Here is a 21,161-nt window from a genome sequence, read left to right on the forward strand (position 1 = left end):
CTCTACACACAACGCCTTCCTCACCACAGACACAGGTGCCCATACTAAAAACCGGGCAACAAAGCCGAGAAGTGATGGTCATTGACGCCTCGCTGGCCGACAAGTCGACCTTCTACAAGGCCCTAAAACCGGGCATAGAGGTGATCGAAATTGATGATAAGACGCCGATATTTGCCCAGCTTAATCTCAAGCTGGCTACCTATAAAAGCCTGGATGTCTTGCATTGGGTAAGCCACGGCTCACAGGGAAAAATTCATGTTGGCCAACAACAAATCAGTGCCGCCAGCCTCAATGCTTATGTGGCCGATATAAAACGCCTCGGCGCAAAGCTGAGCGCCGACGCCGACATCCGCTTTTATAACTGTAATCTGGCCCAAGGGAACAAGGCATTGAATTTATAGAACTCCTAAGCGCCCAGACCGGCGCCGACATTGCCGCCTCCAATAACCCAACGGGGGCAGCCGATAAAGGCGGCGACTGGCAGTTGGAAATCGTCCAGGGGGATATCGACAGCGAATCGCCTTTTGATGCCCTGGCACTGCGGGATTTTAGCGATGTATTGGCCACCTATGTTGCCGATGACTTTTGCCCCGATGAGCTACCAACCAATGGGGAATGCGGTGCAACAGAAACCTCTGCCAATGGTAACTTAGTAGCTAGTGGGCCAGGTGGTACTTATATTCACCAATACGGTGCGACCAACTCTCTTTATACGTTAAGCTACCCTGCCCCCCCAACAGCCACAGGACACATAGAGTTTACGAAATCAGCTAGTTACATAAATTTTAATCTAAACTCCCTAAAGATAGATGTTTATAACTCCTGCCGCATTGAAGTAACGAATAACTCAGGTAGTACCATTTACGCCAGCAAGGAATTCACTACAGGGCAACACACTCTCAATTTGGGAAGCAATACTTCAAACATATCCTCATTTAGAGTAACCGGAACTAACTGTGTACCCAACTCAACCTCTTTTGGTATCGTAGAATTCAACACCACTCCCTACAATATCGCGCCAAGCATCGCTAATCTCAATGGCGATAGCTTCAGCACTTACCCAGGCAATGTGTCACTCTTAGATCAGGGCAGCAATGCTACGGTCAGCGACAGTGACAGTCTGGATTTTAATGGCGGTAACCTCAGTGCCACCATTACCTCGGGTGAAGATGCCACAGAGGATCTGCTCAGTGCCGATACCTCGGGTGTGATAGCGGCGTCGGGCACAACGGCGGGCAGTAATCTATCGGTGTCGGGGACGGTGATCGGCACGCTTGGCAATAATATCGCCGCCGGCAACGACTTTGTCGTCAACTTCAACGCCAACGCCACCCCTGCAAGAGTGCAAGCCCTGGTGAGGGCTCTTAGCTATGAAAATACCGACTTGCTCAACCCGACCACGGGCGCACGTAATGTACGCGTGACTGTCAATGACGGCGATGGCGGCACCTCACCTAACCAGGATATTACCGTCACTGTGGTTGCACCGAATAGCGATGGCAATTTAAGCGCCGCTGACGGCGTTATTGAACCCGTTGCCCTGTCCACCGCGGCCGACACCATGGGTGAAGCGGTAAACCTCTTTGACTTTACCTTAAGCGATGGCGGCGGTGGCGATAACCTGGCCATGGCGGTCTCAACTGTTGCGGTTCACGTCGCAGGCACCGCGACCGACAGTGAGCGCGCTAAAGTGACCTGGCGATTAAATGGGCCTGACGCGAACAACGTCACCGGTGTGTACAATGCCGCCACTGACGTGCTCACGTTTTCCGGATTGAATATATCGGTTGCAGACGGCGGTAGTGAGGTCTATACCATCAGCGGCTATTTCAATGACAATACTAACCTGGTTGAAAAACGGACCTATGTGCTCAGTATCGATGGCGATACCGATATCACTCCAGGCGCTGGCTCACGCATGGGAGTAACCAGCCCAGTCAACAATGGGACAGGGTCAACCATAGAGGTCACGGCTACCCAGTTGGCCTTTAGCACGCAGCCGACGGGCAGCGTTTCGGGCAGTGCACTAACCACACAGCCTGTTGTTAGCGCCACTGACGCGTTTGGCAATACGGATATCGACTTTAGCGAAACCATTACCCTAAGCGAAGGCTCGGCCGGAACCCTCAGCGGCGGTAGCACGAGCGCAACCAATGGTGTGGCAAGCTTTAGCGCCGTAACTTACACCGCCACCGCCGATCAGCAAGCCTTTATCTTAACTGCTAATGACCAGGATGGCGTAGGCAGCAATTTACCCAGTGTCGATGCCAATACCATCACGGCCGATGTGGTGGCCACTAAATTGGTGTTTAGCACCGAGCCGGCGCCCACTTCGTTACCAGCCTCGCAAAGTACCAGCTTTACCACGGTGCCTGTGGTGCAGGCCGTGGATGCTATCAACGTGGTGGATCAAGGTTACAGTACCAGCATAACGCTTAGCGAGGTCAATGGCCCAGGCGCCGTGGTGATGGCGGCAACTGGCGACATTGATGCGAATGGCAGCACGGTCTCCCTCACCCCAAGCTTAGGGGTTGCCACCTTCACCGCCTTACAATTGACTTATAGCCCCGCCGGAACGGATTCTGAAGTCTTTAACCTCCAAGCCTCCTCGGGAGGCCTAGCCAGTGCCAACAGCACCACAATTACCGCCTTGGAAACCATACCTCCGAGGGTCACAGGGATTGCTCTTGTTGGCACTCCTGCTGCCAATGCCGCACAAATCAGCTACCAGGTTAATTTTGACAGTAACGTCCAAAATATTTCCAGCGATGATTTCGCCCTCACCACCTTGAGCGGCGATGCCAGCGGCACTGTGGCCATGGTGTCGGCATCAAGTGGCAACAGCGTTACGGTCACGGTCAACAGTCTGGCGGGCAGTGGCTCCGTGCGCTTAGACCTTAAGGCAAATACAGATATAACCGATGAACTGGGCAATGGTAATGGCAACAACGGTTATACCCCTGCATTTACAGGGGGCGATACCCATAATCTGGATCTCACAGGGCCGACTATCAACACCCTCACTATCGCAGATACGGCGCATAAAGTGGGTGATACGGTCAGCGTCAATATTAACGCCTCCGAACCGGGTGCTAGCCTGATTTCCGGTACGGTGAACGGCTATGCTTTAACCGGCTTCAGCGATTTAGGCGGCGGTAACTACAGCGCCGAATTCACTATTGCTGATGGTGGCCAGGATCTTGCGGCTACCGCCGATGTGCCTGTAAACCTGGTACTGGCCGACGGCTTAAATAATCAAAGCGGCTATACCACCCCAATCAGCCAGGCCAACGATGCCATTTATGCCAACCTGCCTAGCATCACCCTAAGCAGCGACACCAGCAGCATAGATGAGGCTGGGGGCGTGGCACAGTTGACCGCTACTATAGGCAATAGCCTGAATAATCAATGGCCGGAAAATATCCTCGTCAACCTGGGTTACAGCGGCACCGCATCGGCGGATACGGATTACAGTCGCTCGCCTGGCATCAGCATTAGCGCCTTTAGCAGCTCGGCCGCCATTGCCATTACCGCCATTGATGATGCTCTCAATGAAGACGACGAAACCATTGTCGTAGATATCACCTCCGTCGGTGGCGGTGCTAGCGAGGAGGGAACGCAACAAGTTACCATCAGTATCTTGGATGACGAGAACCTCGCTCCCATCATTAATACCACCAGCCTAAGCACCAAAGAAGACACCACACTCACGGCTCTAATTGATGTCAGCGATGAAACCCCGCAAGCCATAGAATTAAGCGTCAGTATCGAGCCCGCTCACGGTCAGGTCACCACCAACGGTATAACGCTCAGCTATACGCCGGACGCCAATTTTAATGGCCAGGACAGTGTCACCCTGATCGCCAGCGACGGTGACCTGCAAAGTCAGCCAACCAACATAATGATCACCATCACCGGCGAAAATGATGCCCCCGTGGCCGAGGACGACATGATTACCTTGGCGCGTACCGACTCGGGAGGCTATTACCTCGACGTATTAGTCAATGACAGCGACCCGGATGCTGGTGATCAACTGACCATCACCTCCGCCAACGCCGAGCTCGGCGAGGTCAGCATCAATGATAACGGCCTACTTTATACCCCCATAGCCGGGCTAAATGAAACCGTCACCCTGAGCTATCGAATAGTGGATCAAGGCGGGGCGGCAGACAACGCCACCGTTCAATTTACCCTCTCTGGTGAGTTACCGACGGATACGCCGCAACTAACGGTGCCAGCCGATGTAGAAACCAATGCCACCGGTCTCTACACTAAGGTGAATCTAGGCATTGCCACGGCGGTGGACAGCACGGGGCAAGCTATTGCTGTACACCTGCTCGATAATCCGGTGTATTTCACCTCCGGTGAGCACAAGGTCTATTGGCAAGCCACGGATAGTGAAGGTCGTAGTGCCCTGGCCGCCCAACGTATTCGGGTCCATCCACAAGTTAGTTTTGCCGCCGATAGCATCGCCAGCGAGGGTGGTATGCATCAGGTCCATGCCTACCTCAGCGGCGCGGCTCCCAGTTACCCGCTGGTGGTCCCCTACAGCGTCGGTGGCAACAGTGACAACAGCGATCATTCCCTGGTCGACGGCGAACTGGTGTTTCATTCCGAGCACAGTGCCCTGAGCATAGATATTTATGATGACAACCTGGAAGAAGGCGATGAAACCATCATCATCGGCCTCTCGGAACAAAGCAATCTTGGCGCCCGTGGTGAGCATCAAGTCACCATCAGCGAAGCCAATATCGCCCCTCGGGTGACGATTAAGGCCCAGCAAGGGCAGCAAGCCCGAACCCTGTATCGCCTGGATGAGGACATTCAGTTACATGCTCAGGTGACAGATGCCAATCACGACGATAGTCATACCTACTCCTGGCAGGTGGAGCCGGCTCTTACCCTGAGCGATGCCCATAGTGCCGAGGTAACCCTGGCCGCCAACAACCTTGTCGAAGGGGTGTATAAAATCACGGTGACGGTCAGTGACAATGGCAGTCCAGCCTTGAGCACCACAGTACTGGGGCAACTGGATATTCGCGCTACCTTGCCACCGCTCGATGAGGGCGACAGCGATGGGGATTTACTGCCGGATCAGGAGGAAGGTTTTATCGATGACGATGGCGATGGCGTCACCGATCATCTTGATACCCTGCGCCCATGTCACCTAATGGCGGCAGTCGCGGGTCAGGAGCAAGACTTTATCCTGGCCAGCGAGCCGGGAACCTGCCTGCATACGAGTCCTTATGCCGATAATGCCCAGGCCGGCGCCCAGTTAGATCCGGGTGCCCTAGACTCTGACCCAGATGGACGCCATGTTGGCACCCTCTATGGCGTGGTGGTCTCCGCTTTAGCCACCCAGGGCAGCAGTGTTCAATTGGTGCTGCCCCAGCGCCAACCGGTGCCGGGCAATGCCCAGTACCGCAAGTTCGTAGCCGCACAATGGCAAGACTTACATCTTGATGACAACAACGCCGTGGCCTCGGCCTTAGGGAGTCGCGGTTATTGTCCAGCGCCCGGCAGTGAACAATGGCAGCCTGGCTTACACCTTGGTCACTGGTGCGTACAACTCACCCTTGAAGACGGTGGCGAGAACGATGGTGATGGTATGGTCAACGGCTATATAGACGATCCCGGAGTGATAGCCCTAAGCGTGCAAGGCAACCAAGCGCCAGTGGCAAACGATGATACCTATCAGGTACCACAAAACAGCGATACCTCATTGGATGTACTGAGTAACGACGCCGATGCCGATGGCGACCCATTGCACATCATCAATGTGGAAAGTGCCCTAGGTGAAGCGGAGATCCTTGATAACCAGGTTCTTTACCGCACCCCGACCCAGTACCTGGGCGTGGATACCCTGCTCTACAGCATTATGGATACGCAGGGTAATACCCATAGCGCCACGGCGCAGGTAAACATCGCCGTCAATCAGGCGCCGATGGCCAATGACGACGAAGCGGAAACCTGGTATCGCACCACGGTGATCCTGGATGTGCTTAGCAACGACAGCGACCCTGAGGGACGCGCCATTATGGTGGTCGAGGCCAACAGCGAACAGGGCGAAGTAACTATTAACGCCGACCACAGCCTGAGCTTTACGCCTATGGATCAATTTAGTGGCACCGCCACCATCGACTATGTGATTGCCGATGAATTTGGTGCCCAGGCAACGGCCAAGGTGACGGTAAAGGTTGCCGAGCCACAACCGCCCGTTGAGCCACCCAAGCGTAAGCTCAGTAGCGGCGCAGTTAATCCGTATTGGCTGCTGTTACTCGGGGGATTGATGACCATTCGCCGCCGCGCTAAACGTCGGTAAGCATAAGCGCCCCGCCTAGTCGCGGGGCTATATTAACACCCTACTGGCGTTGACCTTGCTGACTGTATAGCAGGGCAAAGAAGAAGGCACTGCCAAGGGCCGCGGTGATCACCCCTATGGGCAACTCCTGATTGGCCAGCATGGTGCGGGCCAGTACGTCTACCCAGAGCATAAACAGGCCACCGCAAATAAAGCTCAGTGGATAGATTTGCGTACTGCTAAAGCGCCCGCTCAGACGAACCAGATGAGGGATCATCAAGCCGACAAAACCTATGCCACCACATACACTCACCAACACCGCGGTGATTAATGCGCTCAGTAGCAGCATAATAATGCGCAACATGGGCACATTCACGCCCAGGGTATGGGCGCTTTCATCGCCCAACAACAGGGCATTGAGGGCACGACGCAAGACCATCACCAGCACCAGTACCAGGGCTAATAACAAGGCTATGGGCAACAACATGGCCTGATTGGCGCGGGCAAAACTGCCCAGAGTCCAAAACACCACGGCGCTGATCGCCTGCGGGTCGCTGAAATACAACAATAGACTGGTTAGGGCGCTAAATCCGAACGACAGCGCCACACCGCACAACACCATGATGGAATTTTGCATATAACGCAGTGCTAACGCCACCGACAGCAGCAAGGCGGTGGCCAGCATGGCACCAACAAAGGCACTGATAGTCAGCATAATACCGGCACTGACTCCAAGCAGGGTCATGGCCACCACCACACCCAGCGCCGCGCCGGAAGAGATACCAAACAAATAAGGGTCGGCCAGCGGATTGCGCGTTACCGTTTGCAGCATGGCACCGGCCAGGGCCAATCCGGCACCGGCCATAAAGGCCAGCGCGACCCGCGGCACCCTCAGCTGCCAAATAATCTGCTGCCACAAAGTGTCGCCCTCACCGCTCAGAGCCGACGCCAACTGTGACCAAGTCAAATTGACCGCGCCCAGCTTCAGGGCCCATAAGGCACTAAACAACAGGATAAGGATGAGCGCCGCGATGGCGAGCTTACGTTGCAAAGTCATGACTTATGACGCCCATATCTGTTGTGCTTGTCACTGTAGAAATAATGCACCAGGGGCCAGTGATCGGGGTTTTGCGGATGGGCCCCGACCTGAGTACAGACACCAAACACATCGCTTAATAAGGACTCGGTGATCACCGTTTTCGGTGTGCCATTGGCAACCAGTTTACCGCCATCGAGTACCAGCAGCTTGTCACACATGGCCGAAGCGAGATTTAAATCATGAAATGAAGCCAGCACGGTTAAATTTAACGAGCGTACCAGTTCCATGAGTTCGATTTGATATTTTATGTCTAAATGACTGGTGGGCTCGTCCATAATCAACAACTTGGGCTGCTGCACCAAGGCCCGGGCAATATGCACCCGCTGCTGCTCACCGCCAGACAGCTGGGCCAGCAGCTTATGCTGCTGTGCCTCCAGGCCCACATCACAAATGGCTTGCTGCACCCGCGCCAACGCCTCACCGTCGGGCCCTTGCCACAAAGCCAGGCCTGGTAACAGGCCCAGTGTTACCACCTCTCGCACCGTCAGCGACATATCGTTTGGCGCTTGCTGTAACACCACGGCGATATCCTGCGCCAAGGCGCGCGGCGCCATATTTTGAATACAGCGACCATTGAGACGCACGGCATCCCGCGCACTGTGATAATAGCGATAAATACAGCGCAACAAGGTCGATTTGCCGGCACCGTTGGGGCCAAGCAGACCAAGAAACTCGCCCTGCTGCAAGGTAAAACTGACGCCATCGAGCACCTGCCGTCTCTGTAAACGACACTGCAACTGCTCCACGGTCAGTAAAGAATGATCAGACACAACACCCACTTAGGTAAACTGGCAAAGCGACTATTATGAGAGCATTGCCAGATAAAGTAAATTTTGTCTATCCAGACGTCCGTTCTAGCGGTGTATGTTGGCGCTGTAACCATTTAAACAAGGCGCCTAAAGCAACCAGAGCCAAGCCAAGTCCGATAAAGGATAACGCCCGCAATAATCCGGTTAGGTTTGCCATGTCGACCAGGAAAACCTTGGCGATCACCAAGGCTAACAAGGCCACCCCAACGCGCTGCAGAGCCAACTTGTTCAGGGTGAGGCTCACGGCTACCACGGCCGCACCGAGTAACAACCAGATCACCGAATAGCTGTAAAGCTCCGCATCTTCCACGCCTTTTGAAAGCTCGATAAGGGGCCCCTGCCAATATTGACGCACCAGGGCATTGATAAAGACAAACAAGTAAAGGCCCACGGCAGCAAGCAATACGCGACTTAAGCTAGGTTGAATTGGCCGCAGCTGATAGCTCAGCCACACCCCAATCACGGCAGGTAGGAAATAATACAGCCAGGCATAACTGGTGAGCAACGACTCGCCCATGGGCACGGCACTAAGCCAAGGGTTGTGCTCAAGCCACAATTGGCTCTGTAGCAATGCCGCAATACCCAGCAGAATACAGGCGCCAATGGTATAGAACTGCGCCATGGATTGCGCCGCCTTGGCGCGATACAGATAAACGCTACCTAACAGTCCCCAGTTGATACTCAGCACCAGCTTTTCAAGTAACGACAAATTGTTTAAATCAAAGCCATGGCCCACCAGAGCATAACTGGTGAGGGCGCTGACCCACAGTGCCAGCACATGCAAAATCACGCCGAGCAACCAGGGTCTGAGGCTCTCGCTGGCAAAAAATCGATAGCTGAGGGCAAATAACACCGCAACACTTGGATACAACCACAAAGAAGGATCGCTCAATTGAGCGCTAAGAGGTGGCTCTATCCACAACAGGGTTAGACGCGCCGCCACCAGGGTGACTAAGGCTTTAAGCAGCCAGGATGGAATGGGCTGCGCTAAGCGCTTGCTCAGATAGGTCATCAGCAGAACCTGAAGAGCCAGTGCCAGGGTCAAAGCATGGGTGCCCAGCACCAGGGTCGCCGCAAACGCCAGGTGGGCATTAATGGCACACCAGTAGATCATCTGTTGCAGGCGGTTGCGGGTACGGTTGGCGAGGAAAACCAAAAACGCGGCTCCCAGCAGTAATTCGAGTACCCAAAACCACTTCACGTCGTCCAGCCAGGCTTGTGGCAAGGCCAAGTAGGCCAACACCAGGGGCACCAGTACGGCGCCACCGGCAATAAAGCTAAAGCCCATATGCTGAGGTGAGCGACTGGCAAACACAGAGCCGAACGCTAAAAAGGCCACCATGGCAATTTGCGCCTGCCCCAGCGCACCATGGAACATCAACAGGCCATCATGATTCAGATCGGCATGCACCGGATAAGACTGATCCAATAACAATGCCAGTAAGACAACGCTGAGCACCGGCCACAGCTGCCAGCGCGTGTTCAGTAACGCCGCCACCGCAAACAGTGCACTCAGCAGCCAAAACTGCACACTTAATACAGCCATCTCTTGGCCGCTTGAAAACATCACTGTGGCGCCAAAGATAGCCAATAGCAAGGCGTGATCCGGCTTTTGCAATACCAGGGATTTAAACGACCACACCCTGTGCTCAAGTTGTGACAACAAGAAACCCAGGCGCGGGATCATGATTAACAACACCAGGCTAATGGGCACAAAGACGACCATGGCCATGGCTTGTGAGCGAGGGATGTCTACGGCAATCACTAATAACCACAATAGATGCAGTGCCCAGATGCTGTACCACAGCCACATGCGCCTTACCTTACGCACCACAAAGGTTAAATTAAGGGTCAGGACACTTAAGTAAATGACGAGTTCCAGGTACTTAGCGGCGCCGGTCGATACCCAAAGCGGTACGCTGTAGGCTCCTAACATACCGACCACAGCCAACAGCGGCCCATAACGCAGCGCAGTCCAGCTGGCCGCCACCGACACCAAGGTCAACATCACAAAGGCGCTGCCCGGTGTAAGCAGCTTATAACTCACCAGAGCCAGGGCAGTCAGTGCAAATAAACTGATATAACCGCCGGCCGCCAACGCCGCCGGCACATAGGCAATCATGGCGTATTGCGCCTCGCTGTCGCGATAGAATTTACGGTGTACATACTCGGCGCTAGCCAACAACAGCAGGCCAAAGGCGGCGCCTAATGCCAGACGCGCGGTGACCGACAACAGGCCCGCTTCAAGGGAATAAGAAACAAAGAAAATACCGCCAAAGGCCAGCGCCAGGGCGCCAATCCACACCATCCAGTGCTCTTTAACCTGGGCGCTAAAACGCTGCCATACACTTGGTATAACCGGACCAACCGGCACCGTCGGGGCGTCATCTTCGGGCTTAGGAGCCGCGCCTTTAGGGGGGGAAGTCGAAGGCTCGACCGCCGTTTTGGTCGAAGACGTTGTCACAGACTTTGTCGTAGACATTGTCACAGACTCAACTTTAGCGGTTACAGTTGCACTTGCAGCCGCACTGTCAGCAGATTTTGCAGTCGCAGCGCTGCTTCGAGCCGTTACAACCGAGGGCGCCTTCGGTGAGGCCTCAGGTGGCGCCTGAGGTGCTGCTTCCTTGCCGGCGAGATCGGCTCGCGCACCTGGGGCGGATTTTAGTTGCTGTTGTAGTTGCGCCAGTTGACGCCTGAGCTCACCTATTTGTGTGAGCGCGATTAACCCGCACACACTGCCGATCACTACAACCAGCATCAGCAAGCCTATAAAAGCGATCATTGTATCCATGGCCTAGCCTTAAGTTATTGACTAGTTTAACTATACTCACAAAAACGAAAAAGAAAAGCTCGCCGCGCCAGGCCTTATTTTTAGCTACATTCGGCTCTTTACTCTGGTCGTTGCCTGCGCATTTGCCGGGTCGTCAGGCCAAAAATGTTTCGGATAACGCCCCTTCATCTCCTTTTGCACCTCGCGATAACTGCCCTGCCAGAACTGCGCCAGATCTTGGGTCAACTGTAATGGGCGCTGTGCTGGCGACAGTAACTCCATTAATATTGGCAGCTTGCCTTGTGCCAGTTTCGGGCTTTCGGTGAGGCCGTACACTTCCTGCATCCTCACGCTCAGCTTGGCCGGACCATCGAGCCGATAGTGGATTTTATGACTCGCGCCCGAGGGTACGGTTAACTTGCTCGGTAACAGCTGTTCGAGCTGCTGTTGTGCCGGATATTCCAGCAGGCTCAGCAAGGCGGGACGGTAATCGAGTTGCTGTAATTGTGCCAGAGACTGCACCTCACTCAGATAGGGGGCGAGCCATTGCGGTGTCGCCGCCAACAAGGTCTGCTCATCACTATGGGTAAAAGGTGCGCCCAGTAACTGCCCGGCCAGCAATAAACGGGTGCGTAGTTCCTGTGATTGTGGATGCTTGAGCAAGGCCCACCCCTGTTTTTGCACCAGCCCTAGCCAGGCCTGACACTTCATCTGCGGGCTAATGCCTTGTTGTGAAGGCTGGCTGCGCAGGGTAATGGCGCCGAGCTTAAAGCGAGTTTCGTTGGTGAACTGTGCCGTCTTGTCGTTAAACTCACACACCTGTTGCTCGCTGAATAAATGCGGCAAATGCACCTGCAGCTGCTGGGGACAAAAGGCGGTGGCAGAAAAGATTCGTTGCCCGCCCTGGCCACCCACCTCGGCAATGGCCAAATACTCTTCATCTAGCCAGTGCTCCGTGGACGCCTGCACGCCGGCGCCATTACTCATCAGCATGCCCTGACCACGGCGTTTAGCCAAGCGGTCCGGGTATGCCAACGCTACCACCAGGGGCAATAAGGACATGGGCAAGGATTGGCAAGGCGCCAACTTGAGCCTTTGCTGCCAATACCTGAGTTGCTGGCGAAATGCCGGATGGGGCCGATGCAGCTGCGCATTCAGCGCGGTGCTCAGCTCGGCGGCGATGCTGATGCGCGCTTCCATCAGGGCAACAAAATGAGCGGCGAGTTGTAAAAAGCCCGGCCACTGGCGTTCAAACTTCTCGGCCTTATACAAAAGGTGGGCAAAGCGCAGCTCGGTGCCCATGGCATGCATGGCCTTGGCTTGGGGCGATAATTTATCGCCCTCGAGCACCTCGAGCATCTGCAATAACGCTTGTGCCTGTTGTTGCTGTGCCACGGTGGGTGGATCCAGCAGTTGCAGCTCGTCAATGCTTGCCCCCCAAAGTTTGGCCTCTAACAACAAGGGGCTAATATCACTGGTGAGCATCTCGGGAGCATCGTGGCTGGCACGACGCTCAAGCTGCTCCCTGGCACCGAGACGATAGACCACACCGGGTTGCAAACGACCGGCTCGTCCGGCTCTTTGGGTGGCGGAGGAGCGGGAGATATTCACGGTTTTGAGCTCGGTGACCCCGGTTTTTAGATTAAACTCGGCGGCGCGACGTTTGCCGCTGTCCACCACCACGCGAATGCCGTCTATGGTTAAACTGGTTTCCGCCACATTGGTGGTCAACACCACCTTACGCTTACCCGCGGGTGCCGGGGCAATGGCCTCTTGCTGCGCCTGTTTATCCAGCTCACCATAGAGTTTATGCACCTCGATGTCGGCCGGTAAATCCGCCAGTTGTTCGCCAACGCGGTTGATCTCGCGCTGACCGGGCAAAAACACCAACACACTGCCTTCTTGTTCGCTCAGAGCCTTCTTCACCAGCGGCGCCATGGCCTCTAACCAGCGCTCGCTTTGCGCCAGGGGTTCATACACCTCGTCTATGGGATAACTGCGCCCCTCGGCAGTGACCATGGGACAGTCGAAAAACTGCTGATAGCGCTCGCCATCCAGGGTTGCCGACATGATCAGAATTTTTAGATCTTCCCTTAACAACTGGCTTTCCAGGGCAAAGGCCAGGGCCGTGTCGGCGGCCAGGGAACGCTCATGGAATTCATCGAAAATCACCAGGTTGACGCCCTCTAACTCGGGATCGCTTTGCAGCATGCGGGTGAGCACCCCTTCGGTGACGATTTCCAGCCGCGTCTCGGCGCTGACCTTGGTTTCCTGACGCAGACGCAACCCCACGCTTTTCCCCACCGGCTCGTTTTGCTGAGATGCCAAAAACTGAGCAATATTGCGCGCCGCTAAACGCCTGGGTTCAAGCATAATAATGCGTTGAAAGTAGCCATCGCGAAGCAATTGCAGCGGCAGCCAGGTTGATTTACCGGCACCGGGTGGCGCTTGTAATAAACACAAGGAATGGTTACTGAGTTGTTCTATGAGCTGAGGGTAGCTTTGTTGTATTGGTAGCACGGCGGTCACACAGAGCGATTCATAGCGGCTATTGTAAGCCATTGTCCGCCGAGTTTCAGTACCCTAACTTACTGGTACCGACATCGTCGTCGAATACGACCCGATTTTTGCCATTGTTTTTGGCCAGATATAAACGCTTATCGGCAATATTAAGACAATGATCTATGCTCTCACCGAGCTGACGCCGATGCCCGCCAACACTGAGGGTAATGTGTAAGCTGTGACCATCCGTTTGCAGCGCATTATCGTGCAAGTGTTGCATTATCCGTGTGGCGACCTGCTTGGCAGTGCGCGCCGCGGTGTTATGCACCACCAGCAAAAACTCTTCACCGCCCCAACGGGCGACAAGATCGTCGGGCCCGGCCTGAGCCTTTAGGGTATCGGCGATAAAGCGCAACACCTGATCGCCCACCTGATGGCCATAGCCATCGTTGATCTGCTTAAAGTTATCGGCATCGATCAGCATATACATGGCGCCGGCGCCGAAGCCCGGTTGGGTTAAACATTCCAGGGCATAACGGCGGTTGCTGAGTTCGGTCATGGCATCGGTGCGCGCCAGCTGCTCATTAATCTGCACCTGCTGCATCAAAGCACGGCTGTATTTATTACGGTAATACTCGTAAAAACCGGCGAGCACACAAAGGATGGCAAAGCACAGCATCACACGCGCGGGAAAATGGTAATTGTCGTATTGATACAGGCCTAGGTTTGGCGTGAAGATAAACAGCAGCAAAACCACTAAGGCCAGCAAGACAAGGTCCACCGCCCCTTGCTTTAAACCACGAATAAAAAAGGTCACCGGCGAGACGATAAACAACCACAGCGGCCCGGTGCCATGACTCCCCCCGGACACCACCAGGTAGGACATCAGCGCGTACAGGGAGTACAGCATCAGCACGGCGATAAAGGCATCATGCTTTTTTATCACAAAGGGTAAGGTAAACACCACTACGGCGCAGGCCAACAGCAGGCTGAGAAGCAGGTAGCCATCGAGGTAACTATTGATGGCCATAAGCAAGGAAGTACTGGCACCAATCGCGGCAAACACACGTAAGAAATGGGCCTTATCGGCATCGGCGGCATTAAAGATATCTTTCACTGATCCGTGCAGCTTTTCCTTGATAATCGATAACTTACTGTATCATAAAAACATTAATGCCCAAGTTCTGGGTTGTTAATATTTGTTCAAGAGGCAATAAAGTAGAAATCGCAGCCAAAAGTAACTTTCCTACCCAACTTTGCTTCCACCTTTATGATTAACTGCCTTTTTCTTTTCGAAGTTGCCTAGTGGTAGCTTTTTGCTATGCTTTCTGGGCAAGGAAGCGCACATCTGCGATATAAAAGTCATTTCATCCGTTTGTTCGATTTCCGTAAACAAAACAATCCCAAGCAACAGAAGAATAATAAAATGAAAAACAAGCTACTAATAACGGCCTTTACGGCTACCCTATTAACAGGCTGTGCGGCAAAACAAGAAGTCACTCAATACGCGAATCACAGCGCCCCAAAAACGGTCTGTATAGCAAAGCATGACTCGGTGAAAGATGGCTTTCTTGATGCTATGCAAGAAGGTTTTCAAAGCCATGACATCAATACCCGTGTCATAAACGCCACTTATGAAGTCAAGCACCACAGTTTTCAACCCAAAGTAGACCCGAATACAACACAAGATTGTAGTGCATTGGCCTTTTACACCGCCAACTGGCGTTGGGATCTCGCCCTATACATGGCCTACGCAAATATTTGGGTGACAGATACAGAACAAAAAGACACGCTAGCACAGGCAAGCTATGTCACTGGTGGCGGTTTAGATAAGTTTATCGATGCCCGTGAAAAAGTTCTGGAGCTCATTGAGCAAATGTTTTCACAAGTAAAGGCTAACGAGGAGCAAGGCGCAGTTACAGCACCCGCTTCATCTGCTAACTAAGGATAGGCGACCTCGGTCGCCTATCCTTATTCAATATAACCGCCTCAGTAGTCATAGCCCAGATTTGGCCCTAACCATCTGTGTGCTTCGTCCAGCGTCATACCCTGGCGCTCGGCGTAATCCTCCACCTGGTCGCGCTGAATGCCCGCCACGGCAAAGTACTTGGAATCAGGATGGCTGAAATACCAACCGGACACCGCCGCACCCGGCCACATGGCGTAAGAAGAAGTCAGCTTCATGCCAATGCGTTCTTCCACGTTCAACAAATCCCAAATTTTGGACTTTTCCGTGTGCTCCGGACAGGCCGGATAACCGGGTGCCGGGCGAATACCCTGATAATTTTCGCGAATAAGCTCATCGTTGCTGAGCGCTTCATCCGTGGCGTAGCCCCAATGTACCTTTCGCACCTGCTCATGCAGATATTCGGCAAAGGCCTCGGCAAGGCGATCGGCCACGGCCTTAACCATGATCTTATTGTAGTCGTCACCTTGGGCATCGAAAGCTTCGGCCAGCGCGTCTTCTTCCAGGCCACCGGTGACGGCAAAGGCGCCAAAATAATCCGGCGTACCCTTCGGCGCGATATAGTCAGCCAGGCAGTAGTTGGCAAAGCCCTTTTTCTCGGTTTGCTGACGCAACTGACACGAACGTAACAGCACATCGGTACGGCTTTCATCGCTGTATATTTCGATGTCGTCACCAACCCGGTTGGCCGGGAACAAACCTATCACGCCTTTTGGCTGTATGCTGCGCTCACGGGCAAACTTATCGAGCATGGCATTGGCATCGGCAAACAGCGACTGAGCCTGCTCGCCCACCACCTCGTCATTAAGAATGCGCGGATACTTACCCGCCAGCGACCAGGTCATAAAAAATGGCGTCCAGTCGATATAGTGACGCAGGGTGTCGATGGCCACATCGTGAAACTCCTGCACACCCAGCTTACTGGGAACAGGCGGTACGTAGTTTTGCCAGTCCAGCTTGGCATGATTGGCCCGCGCCTGTTGCAAGCCAATGGGCTTGGAGCGCGGCTTTTTACGCGCCTGTTGCTCACGCACCTTCTCGTACTCGACCTTGGTTTTGGCCAAGAACTCAGCCTTGGCGGTTTTGCTCAATAGGCTGGAGGCCACGCCCACGGCGCGGCTGGCGTTATTCACATAGATCACGCCCTTGTCATATTGGGGCTCAATTTTCACCGCCGTGTGCGCCTTGGATGTAGTAGCACCACCGATAAGCAGCGGGATCTCAAAGCCGCGACGGGTCATTTCCTTGGCCACGTGCACCATCTCGTCAAGGGACGGGGTGATAAGGCCGGATAAACCGATGATATCGGCGTTTTCATCGATGGCGGTTTGCAGAATCTTCTCCGCCGGCACCATCACGCCCAGGTCTATCACCTCATAGTTATTACATTGCAGCACCACGCCGACGATGTTTTTGCCTATGTCGTGCACATCGCCCTTCACCGTGGCCATAATGATTTTACCGTTAGTTTCACCGGCTTGCTTTTCCGCCTCGATATAAGGGTCGAGGTAAGCCACCGCCCGTTTCATTACCCGCGCCGACTTGACCACCTGAGGCAGGAACATCTTACCGGCGCCAAAGAGGTCACCGACCACGTTCATGCCGTCCATCAGCGGCCCTTCGATCACTTCGATAGGCTTGGCAAATTGCTGGCGACAGGTCTCGGTGTCTTCTTCGATGTAGTCTGTGATGCCTTTAACCAACGCATGCTCCAGGCGCTTTTCCACTGGCCAGGAACGCCACTCCAGGTCTTCCACCTTCTCCGCCTGCGCCATGCCCGAGTACTTGGGCGCCAGCTCAACCAGGCGCTCGCCCGCCCCCGGATCTTTATTGAGGATCACATCCTCAACCGCATCACGCAGCTCTTTGGGAATATCGTCATACACCGCCAACTGGCCGGCGTTGACTATGCCCATGTCCATGCCCGCTTGAATGGCGTGATACAGGAACACCGAGTGAATAGCTTCGCGCACCGGGTTGTTACCACGAAACGAGAAGGACACATTCGACACCCCGCCGGACACCTTACAGTGCGGCAGGTTTTCTTTGATGCGGCGGGTGCCCTCAATAAACTCCACCGCATAGTTATCATGCTCTTCGATACCCGTGGCCACGGCGAAAATATTGGGGTCGAAAATAATGTCTTCCGGCGGAAAGCCGAGCTCATCGACGAGAATGCGATACGAGCGCTCGCAGATTGCAAACTTACGGTCGGCGGTTTCCGCCTGGCCGGTTTCATCAAAGGCCATCACCACCACGGCGGCGCCAAAGCGTTTCAGAATTTTTGCCTGCTTGCGGAACGGCTCTTCCCCTTCTTTGAGGGAAATGGAGTTCACAATCGCCTTACCCTGAATACACTTGAGGCCCGCCTCAATCACCTCCCATTTGGAGGAGTCGACCATGATCGGCACCTTGGAAATATCCGGCTCCGAGGCGATCAGATTAAGAAACTTCACCATTGCCGCCTTGGAGTCCAACATGGCTTCATCCATGTTGATGTCGATCACCTGAGCGCCGCTTTCTACTTGCTCGCGGGCCACATCCAGGGCGGTTTCATAATCTTCTTCCATGATCAGGCGCTTAAAACGCGCCGAGCCGGTGACATTGGTACGTTCACCGACATTGGTAAAAATGGCTGTATTGGTCATTGCTGTTGGCCCCTTAATTCAGATTACAGGCTTCAAGGCCACTGAGACGCATGCGCACCGGCAGCTCGGGGAGCGCCCGTGGTGCGGTGTTCTTTAAGCCGTCGCTAAAGGCTTTAATATGCTCCGGCGTGGTACCGCAGCAACCACCGACAATATTAATAAAGCCCTGCTCGCCCCAGTCGATGATCTCCTCGGCCATGTCTTCGGCTTCCAGGTCGTACTCGCCAAACTCATTGGGCAAACCGGCATTGGGGTGTACCGAGGTGAAGGTTTCGCATACGGTGGATAACTCCTCCACATATTGGCGCAGCAGATCCGGGCCCAGGGCGCAATTAAGGCCGATAGAAAGCGGCTTAATATGACGAATGGAGTTATAAAAGGCCTCGGTGGTTTGTCCCGACAGGGTTCGGCCCGAAGCATCGGTAATGGTGCCGGAGATCATCACAGGCAAACTGGTACCGGCCTGATCGAATGCTTCTTCCACCGCAAAGGATGCCGCCTTGGCATTAAGGGTATCAAAAATGGTTTCGATCAAGATCAGGTCGGCACCGCCTTCCATCAACGCTAACGTAGATTCGATATAGGCCTCAACCAACTGATCAAAGGTGATATTACGATAACCGGGGTCGTTCACATCCGGCGAGATGGAGCAGGTCTTGGACGTGGGCCCAAGCACACCGGCCACATAGCGTGGCTTATGCGGCTCCCTGGCGGTAAATTCATCGGCCACCTTACGGGCCAAGCGCGCCGACTCGAGATTAATCTCGCGGCTTAGACTCGCCATGTCGTAGTCTTCCATTGAAATGGTGGTGGCGTTAAAGGTGTTAGTTTCAATAATATCGGCACCTGCTTCGAGGTACTCGCGATGAATTTGCGCAATCACCTCGGGTTGCGTCAGGCTGAGCAGATCATTATTGCCCTTGACCAACACATGCCAGTCTTTAAAGCGCTCGCCGCGGTAGTCGTTTTCCTCAAACTTATGTTTTTGGATCATGGTGCCCATGGCGCCATCAAGAATTAAAATGCGCTGCTTCAGCGCCGCTTCGAGGGCATGACGTTTATTCGGCATAATTATTGGTCCTTACATCCTGGCTCACCAGATTAATATCATAGGGCGTGGTTTGATACACGTAGTAGTTTAGCCAGTTGGAAAATAACAAGAAGGCATGGCTCTGCCAGGTTTTCGACGGTTTTAGCGCCGGATTGTCCTCGGGAAAATAGTTTTTCGGTTTATCCACATCCAAACCCTTGTCGACATCGCGTTGATACTCTTTTTGCAAGGTATCGGCGTCGTATTCCGGGTGCCCGGTCAGGTAGACCTGTGAGCCGCTTTGGTTTTTAAGTAAGTAGGCACCTACTTCATCAGAGCCGGCAAGCACTACTAGCTCTTCGCACTCGGCAATTTTATCGATATCGATATGACCGTAACGGGAATGCGGCACTAAAAAGCGATCGTCAAAGCCGCGGGTGAGCGCGCCGTGATCGAAATAACATTGGTGCTCAAACACCCCGCAGAGTTTGTTGCCCTGGAGTTCGCGTTTAAGGCCATGATGATGGAATAAACCGGCATGGGCGGCCCAACAACTGAACAGAGTGGAGGTAACATGATGCTCGGCCCAATCGAAAAACTCCTGTAATTCCTGCCAATAGCCCACTTCATCGTATTCTAGATGAGCCAGCGGCGCGCCGGTGATGATCACGGCATCATAGTTAGTGTCTTTCACATCGCTGAAATAGCGATAGAACATGTCCAGGTGCTGCTCGGAGTTGGCGCTGGATCTGTGAGTATCAAGACGCAGTAAGTCCACGTTGACCTGCAAAGGCGTATTGGCCAGCAAGCGAATAAACTGTACTTCCGTTTCTACCTTATTCGGCATCAGGTTCAATATGGCCAAACGCATGGGCCTGATCTCCTGCGTGCTGGCACGACTTTTCGGCATCACAAAGACATTTTCTTGGCGTAATTGCGAAATCGCTGGCAACGCATCCTGAACCGTAATAGGCATAATTGGCTCCAATCTAAAGCTAGAGTAGCTATTATGACTAGAGCCATGGAAATTTCAACCTCTAGATGTTTAGACGTCCATTTAAATTTTACAGCGAGTCCCTCCCTTGCCATAATGCCGCCGATCAAACTAAATAAAAGGGGCCCAAGGTGGGATTAGGAGAAATAGCAGCGATCAGTGCCGCCGTAGTCTGGGCGTTTTCAACCCTGCTTTACAAAACCTTTAGCCATCACCTTTCGCCCTTACAGCTTAATGTCAGTAAAGGCTTACTTGCATCCCTGATGATGGTGGCAGCCATTGTTATCACCGGAGATTGGCAGATCCCGCAACAAGTCGCCGCCTGGGGTTGGCTTATCGCCGGTGGTATTATTGGTATCGCCATCGGCGACAGCGCCTACTTTGGCGCCCTGCGCAATATTGGTCCGGCGCGCACCCTGGTCATAGAGTCGCTCGCCCCGGCACTGGCGGGCATACTCAATATCCTTTTATTAGGCCACTACCTGTCAACCTTGGCCTGGGCTGGTATTATCGTCACCACGGTCGGCGTGGTGATAGCCATTAAGCCACAGCACACCTTACCAAGCCTTGATAGGCGTCACTACTTTATCGGCGTGTCCTTGGCGCTGCTGGCGGCGCTGTGCCAGGCCACCGGCATGGTGATGTCGAAAGGGGCAATGAACCTCGAGTCCATGAGTAGTTTGTGGGCGGCGATGATACGTCTGGTCTCGGGCACACTCACCGTGGCTTTGGTGGTGGCGCTGATCAAACACTCGGACCTGTATCAGGCGATTCGCTTAAAAGGCATAGATAAGAAACATTGGTTGTTGGTGGCGGTGTTCTTTGGCACCTTTATTGGTCTGTGGCTGCAATTAGCCTCGGTAAAATACACCGACCCAGCCATAGCGCAAACCCTCTTTGCCACCGCCCCGTTAATGGTGATGACCTTCGGCTTTTTTAAACGCGAGCCGGTAAGCGCAAACATGATCCTTGGCGGTGTGTTGGCCCTGGTCGGGGTCGGTATTTTGCTGGCAAATTAAGGGCGTAAAAACGAGCCCTTTCG

General features: G+C 53.9%; 11 protein-coding genes and 1 pseudogene. 4 read left to right on the top strand and 8 right to left on the bottom strand.

The features are described 5' to 3' along the window. Window positions 1–74 precede the first annotated feature (74 nt). Both C2M29_RS01955 and C2M29_RS16790 read left to right on the top strand, forming a co-directional pair. Window positions 75–5,635, top strand: a pseudogene (locus C2M29_RS01955) (DUF4347 domain-containing protein); the annotation flags it as partial. After that, the gene (locus C2M29_RS16790; RefSeq protein ID WP_267894146.1) at window positions 5,609–6,322 is read left to right on the top strand and encodes an Ig-like domain-containing protein; all 714 of its coding nucleotides are present in this window, start codon (window positions 5,609–5,611) and stop codon (window positions 6,320–6,322) included. The pseudogene C2M29_RS01955 and the gene C2M29_RS16790, both read left to right, overlap by 27 nt. A 40-nt stretch (window positions 6,323–6,362) precedes the next feature. Here C2M29_RS16790 and C2M29_RS01960 read toward each other — a convergent pair whose 3' ends face one another. The 5 genes from C2M29_RS01960 to C2M29_RS01980 all read right to left on the bottom strand — a co-directional run bounded on the left by C2M29_RS01960 (window position 6,363) and on the right by C2M29_RS01980 (window position 14,598). Continuing rightward, on the bottom strand, window positions 6,363–7,358 hold the full coding sequence (locus C2M29_RS01960; protein WP_105188137.1) for a FecCD family ABC transporter permease: 996 nt from the start codon (window positions 7,356–7,358) through the stop codon (window positions 6,363–6,365). Next, entirely contained in the window at window positions 7,355–8,170 is an 816-nt protein-coding gene (locus C2M29_RS01965; protein ID WP_233998332.1) for an ABC transporter ATP-binding protein, read from the bottom strand. The genes C2M29_RS01960 and C2M29_RS01965 overlap by 4 nt, the downstream gene beginning before the upstream one ends. 67 nt (window positions 8,171–8,237) lie before the next feature. Beyond that, window positions 8,238–11,000 (bottom strand): DUF2339 domain-containing protein, encoded by a 2,763-nt coding sequence (locus C2M29_RS01970; protein WP_105188139.1) that lies wholly within the window; start codon window positions 10,998–11,000, stop codon window positions 8,238–8,240. An 84-nt stretch (window positions 11,001–11,084) separates the two neighbouring features. Next, window positions 11,085–13,499 carry an ATP-dependent helicase HrpB gene (hrpB, locus tag C2M29_RS01975; protein ID WP_105188610.1) on the bottom strand — a complete coding sequence of 805 codons (2,415 nt, stop codon included), beginning with the start codon at window positions 13,497–13,499 and terminating at the stop codon, window positions 11,085–11,087. Window positions 13,500–13,554: 55 nt separating this feature from the next. Continuing rightward, window positions 13,555–14,598, bottom strand: a complete 1,044-nt coding sequence (locus tag C2M29_RS01980; RefSeq protein ID WP_105188140.1) for a GGDEF domain-containing protein — start codon at window positions 14,596–14,598, stop codon at window positions 13,555–13,557. A gap of 309 nt (window positions 14,599–14,907) precedes the next feature. Here C2M29_RS01980 and C2M29_RS01985 point away from each other — a divergent pair, with 309 nt between their 5' ends. Further along, the gene (locus C2M29_RS01985; RefSeq protein WP_105188141.1) at window positions 14,908–15,426 is read left to right on the top strand and encodes an Sbal_3080 family lipoprotein; all 519 of its coding nucleotides are present in this window, start codon (window positions 14,908–14,910) and stop codon (window positions 15,424–15,426) included. A 44-nt stretch (window positions 15,427–15,470) separates the two neighbouring features. Here the strand turns inward: C2M29_RS01985 and metH are convergent, their stop codons facing one another. From metH to C2M29_RS02000, 3 genes are read right to left on the bottom strand one after another with little or no spacing between them, the layout of a single operon-like run. Further along, window positions 15,471–18,095, bottom strand: a complete 2,625-nt coding sequence (gene metH / locus C2M29_RS01990) for a methionine synthase (RefSeq protein ID WP_105188142.1) — start codon at window positions 18,093–18,095, stop codon at window positions 15,471–15,473. Between the two features lie 13 nt (window positions 18,096–18,108). Next, window positions 18,109–19,164 (bottom strand): homocysteine S-methyltransferase family protein, encoded by a 1,056-nt coding sequence (locus tag C2M29_RS01995; protein WP_105188143.1) that lies wholly within the window; start codon window positions 19,162–19,164, stop codon window positions 18,109–18,111. After that, the gene (locus C2M29_RS02000) at window positions 19,154–20,101 is read right to left on the bottom strand and encodes a homoserine O-succinyltransferase (RefSeq protein WP_105188144.1); all 948 of its coding nucleotides are present in this window, start codon (window positions 20,099–20,101) and stop codon (window positions 19,154–19,156) included. The genes C2M29_RS01995 and C2M29_RS02000 overlap by 11 nt, the downstream gene beginning before the upstream one ends. Window positions 20,102–20,250: 149 nt before the next feature. Here C2M29_RS02000 and C2M29_RS02005 point away from each other — a divergent pair, with 149 nt between their 5' ends. Beyond that, window positions 20,251–21,138, top strand: coding sequence for a DMT family transporter (locus C2M29_RS02005; protein ID WP_105188145.1), 888 nt, complete (start codon window positions 20,251–20,253; stop codon window positions 21,136–21,138). The last annotated feature ends 23 nt before the right edge of the window (window positions 21,139–21,161 follow it).

The organism is Pseudoalteromonas sp. T1lg48, from assembly GCF_002964785.1.
Classification (GTDB): Bacteria; Pseudomonadota; Gammaproteobacteria; order Enterobacterales; family Alteromonadaceae; genus Pseudoalteromonas.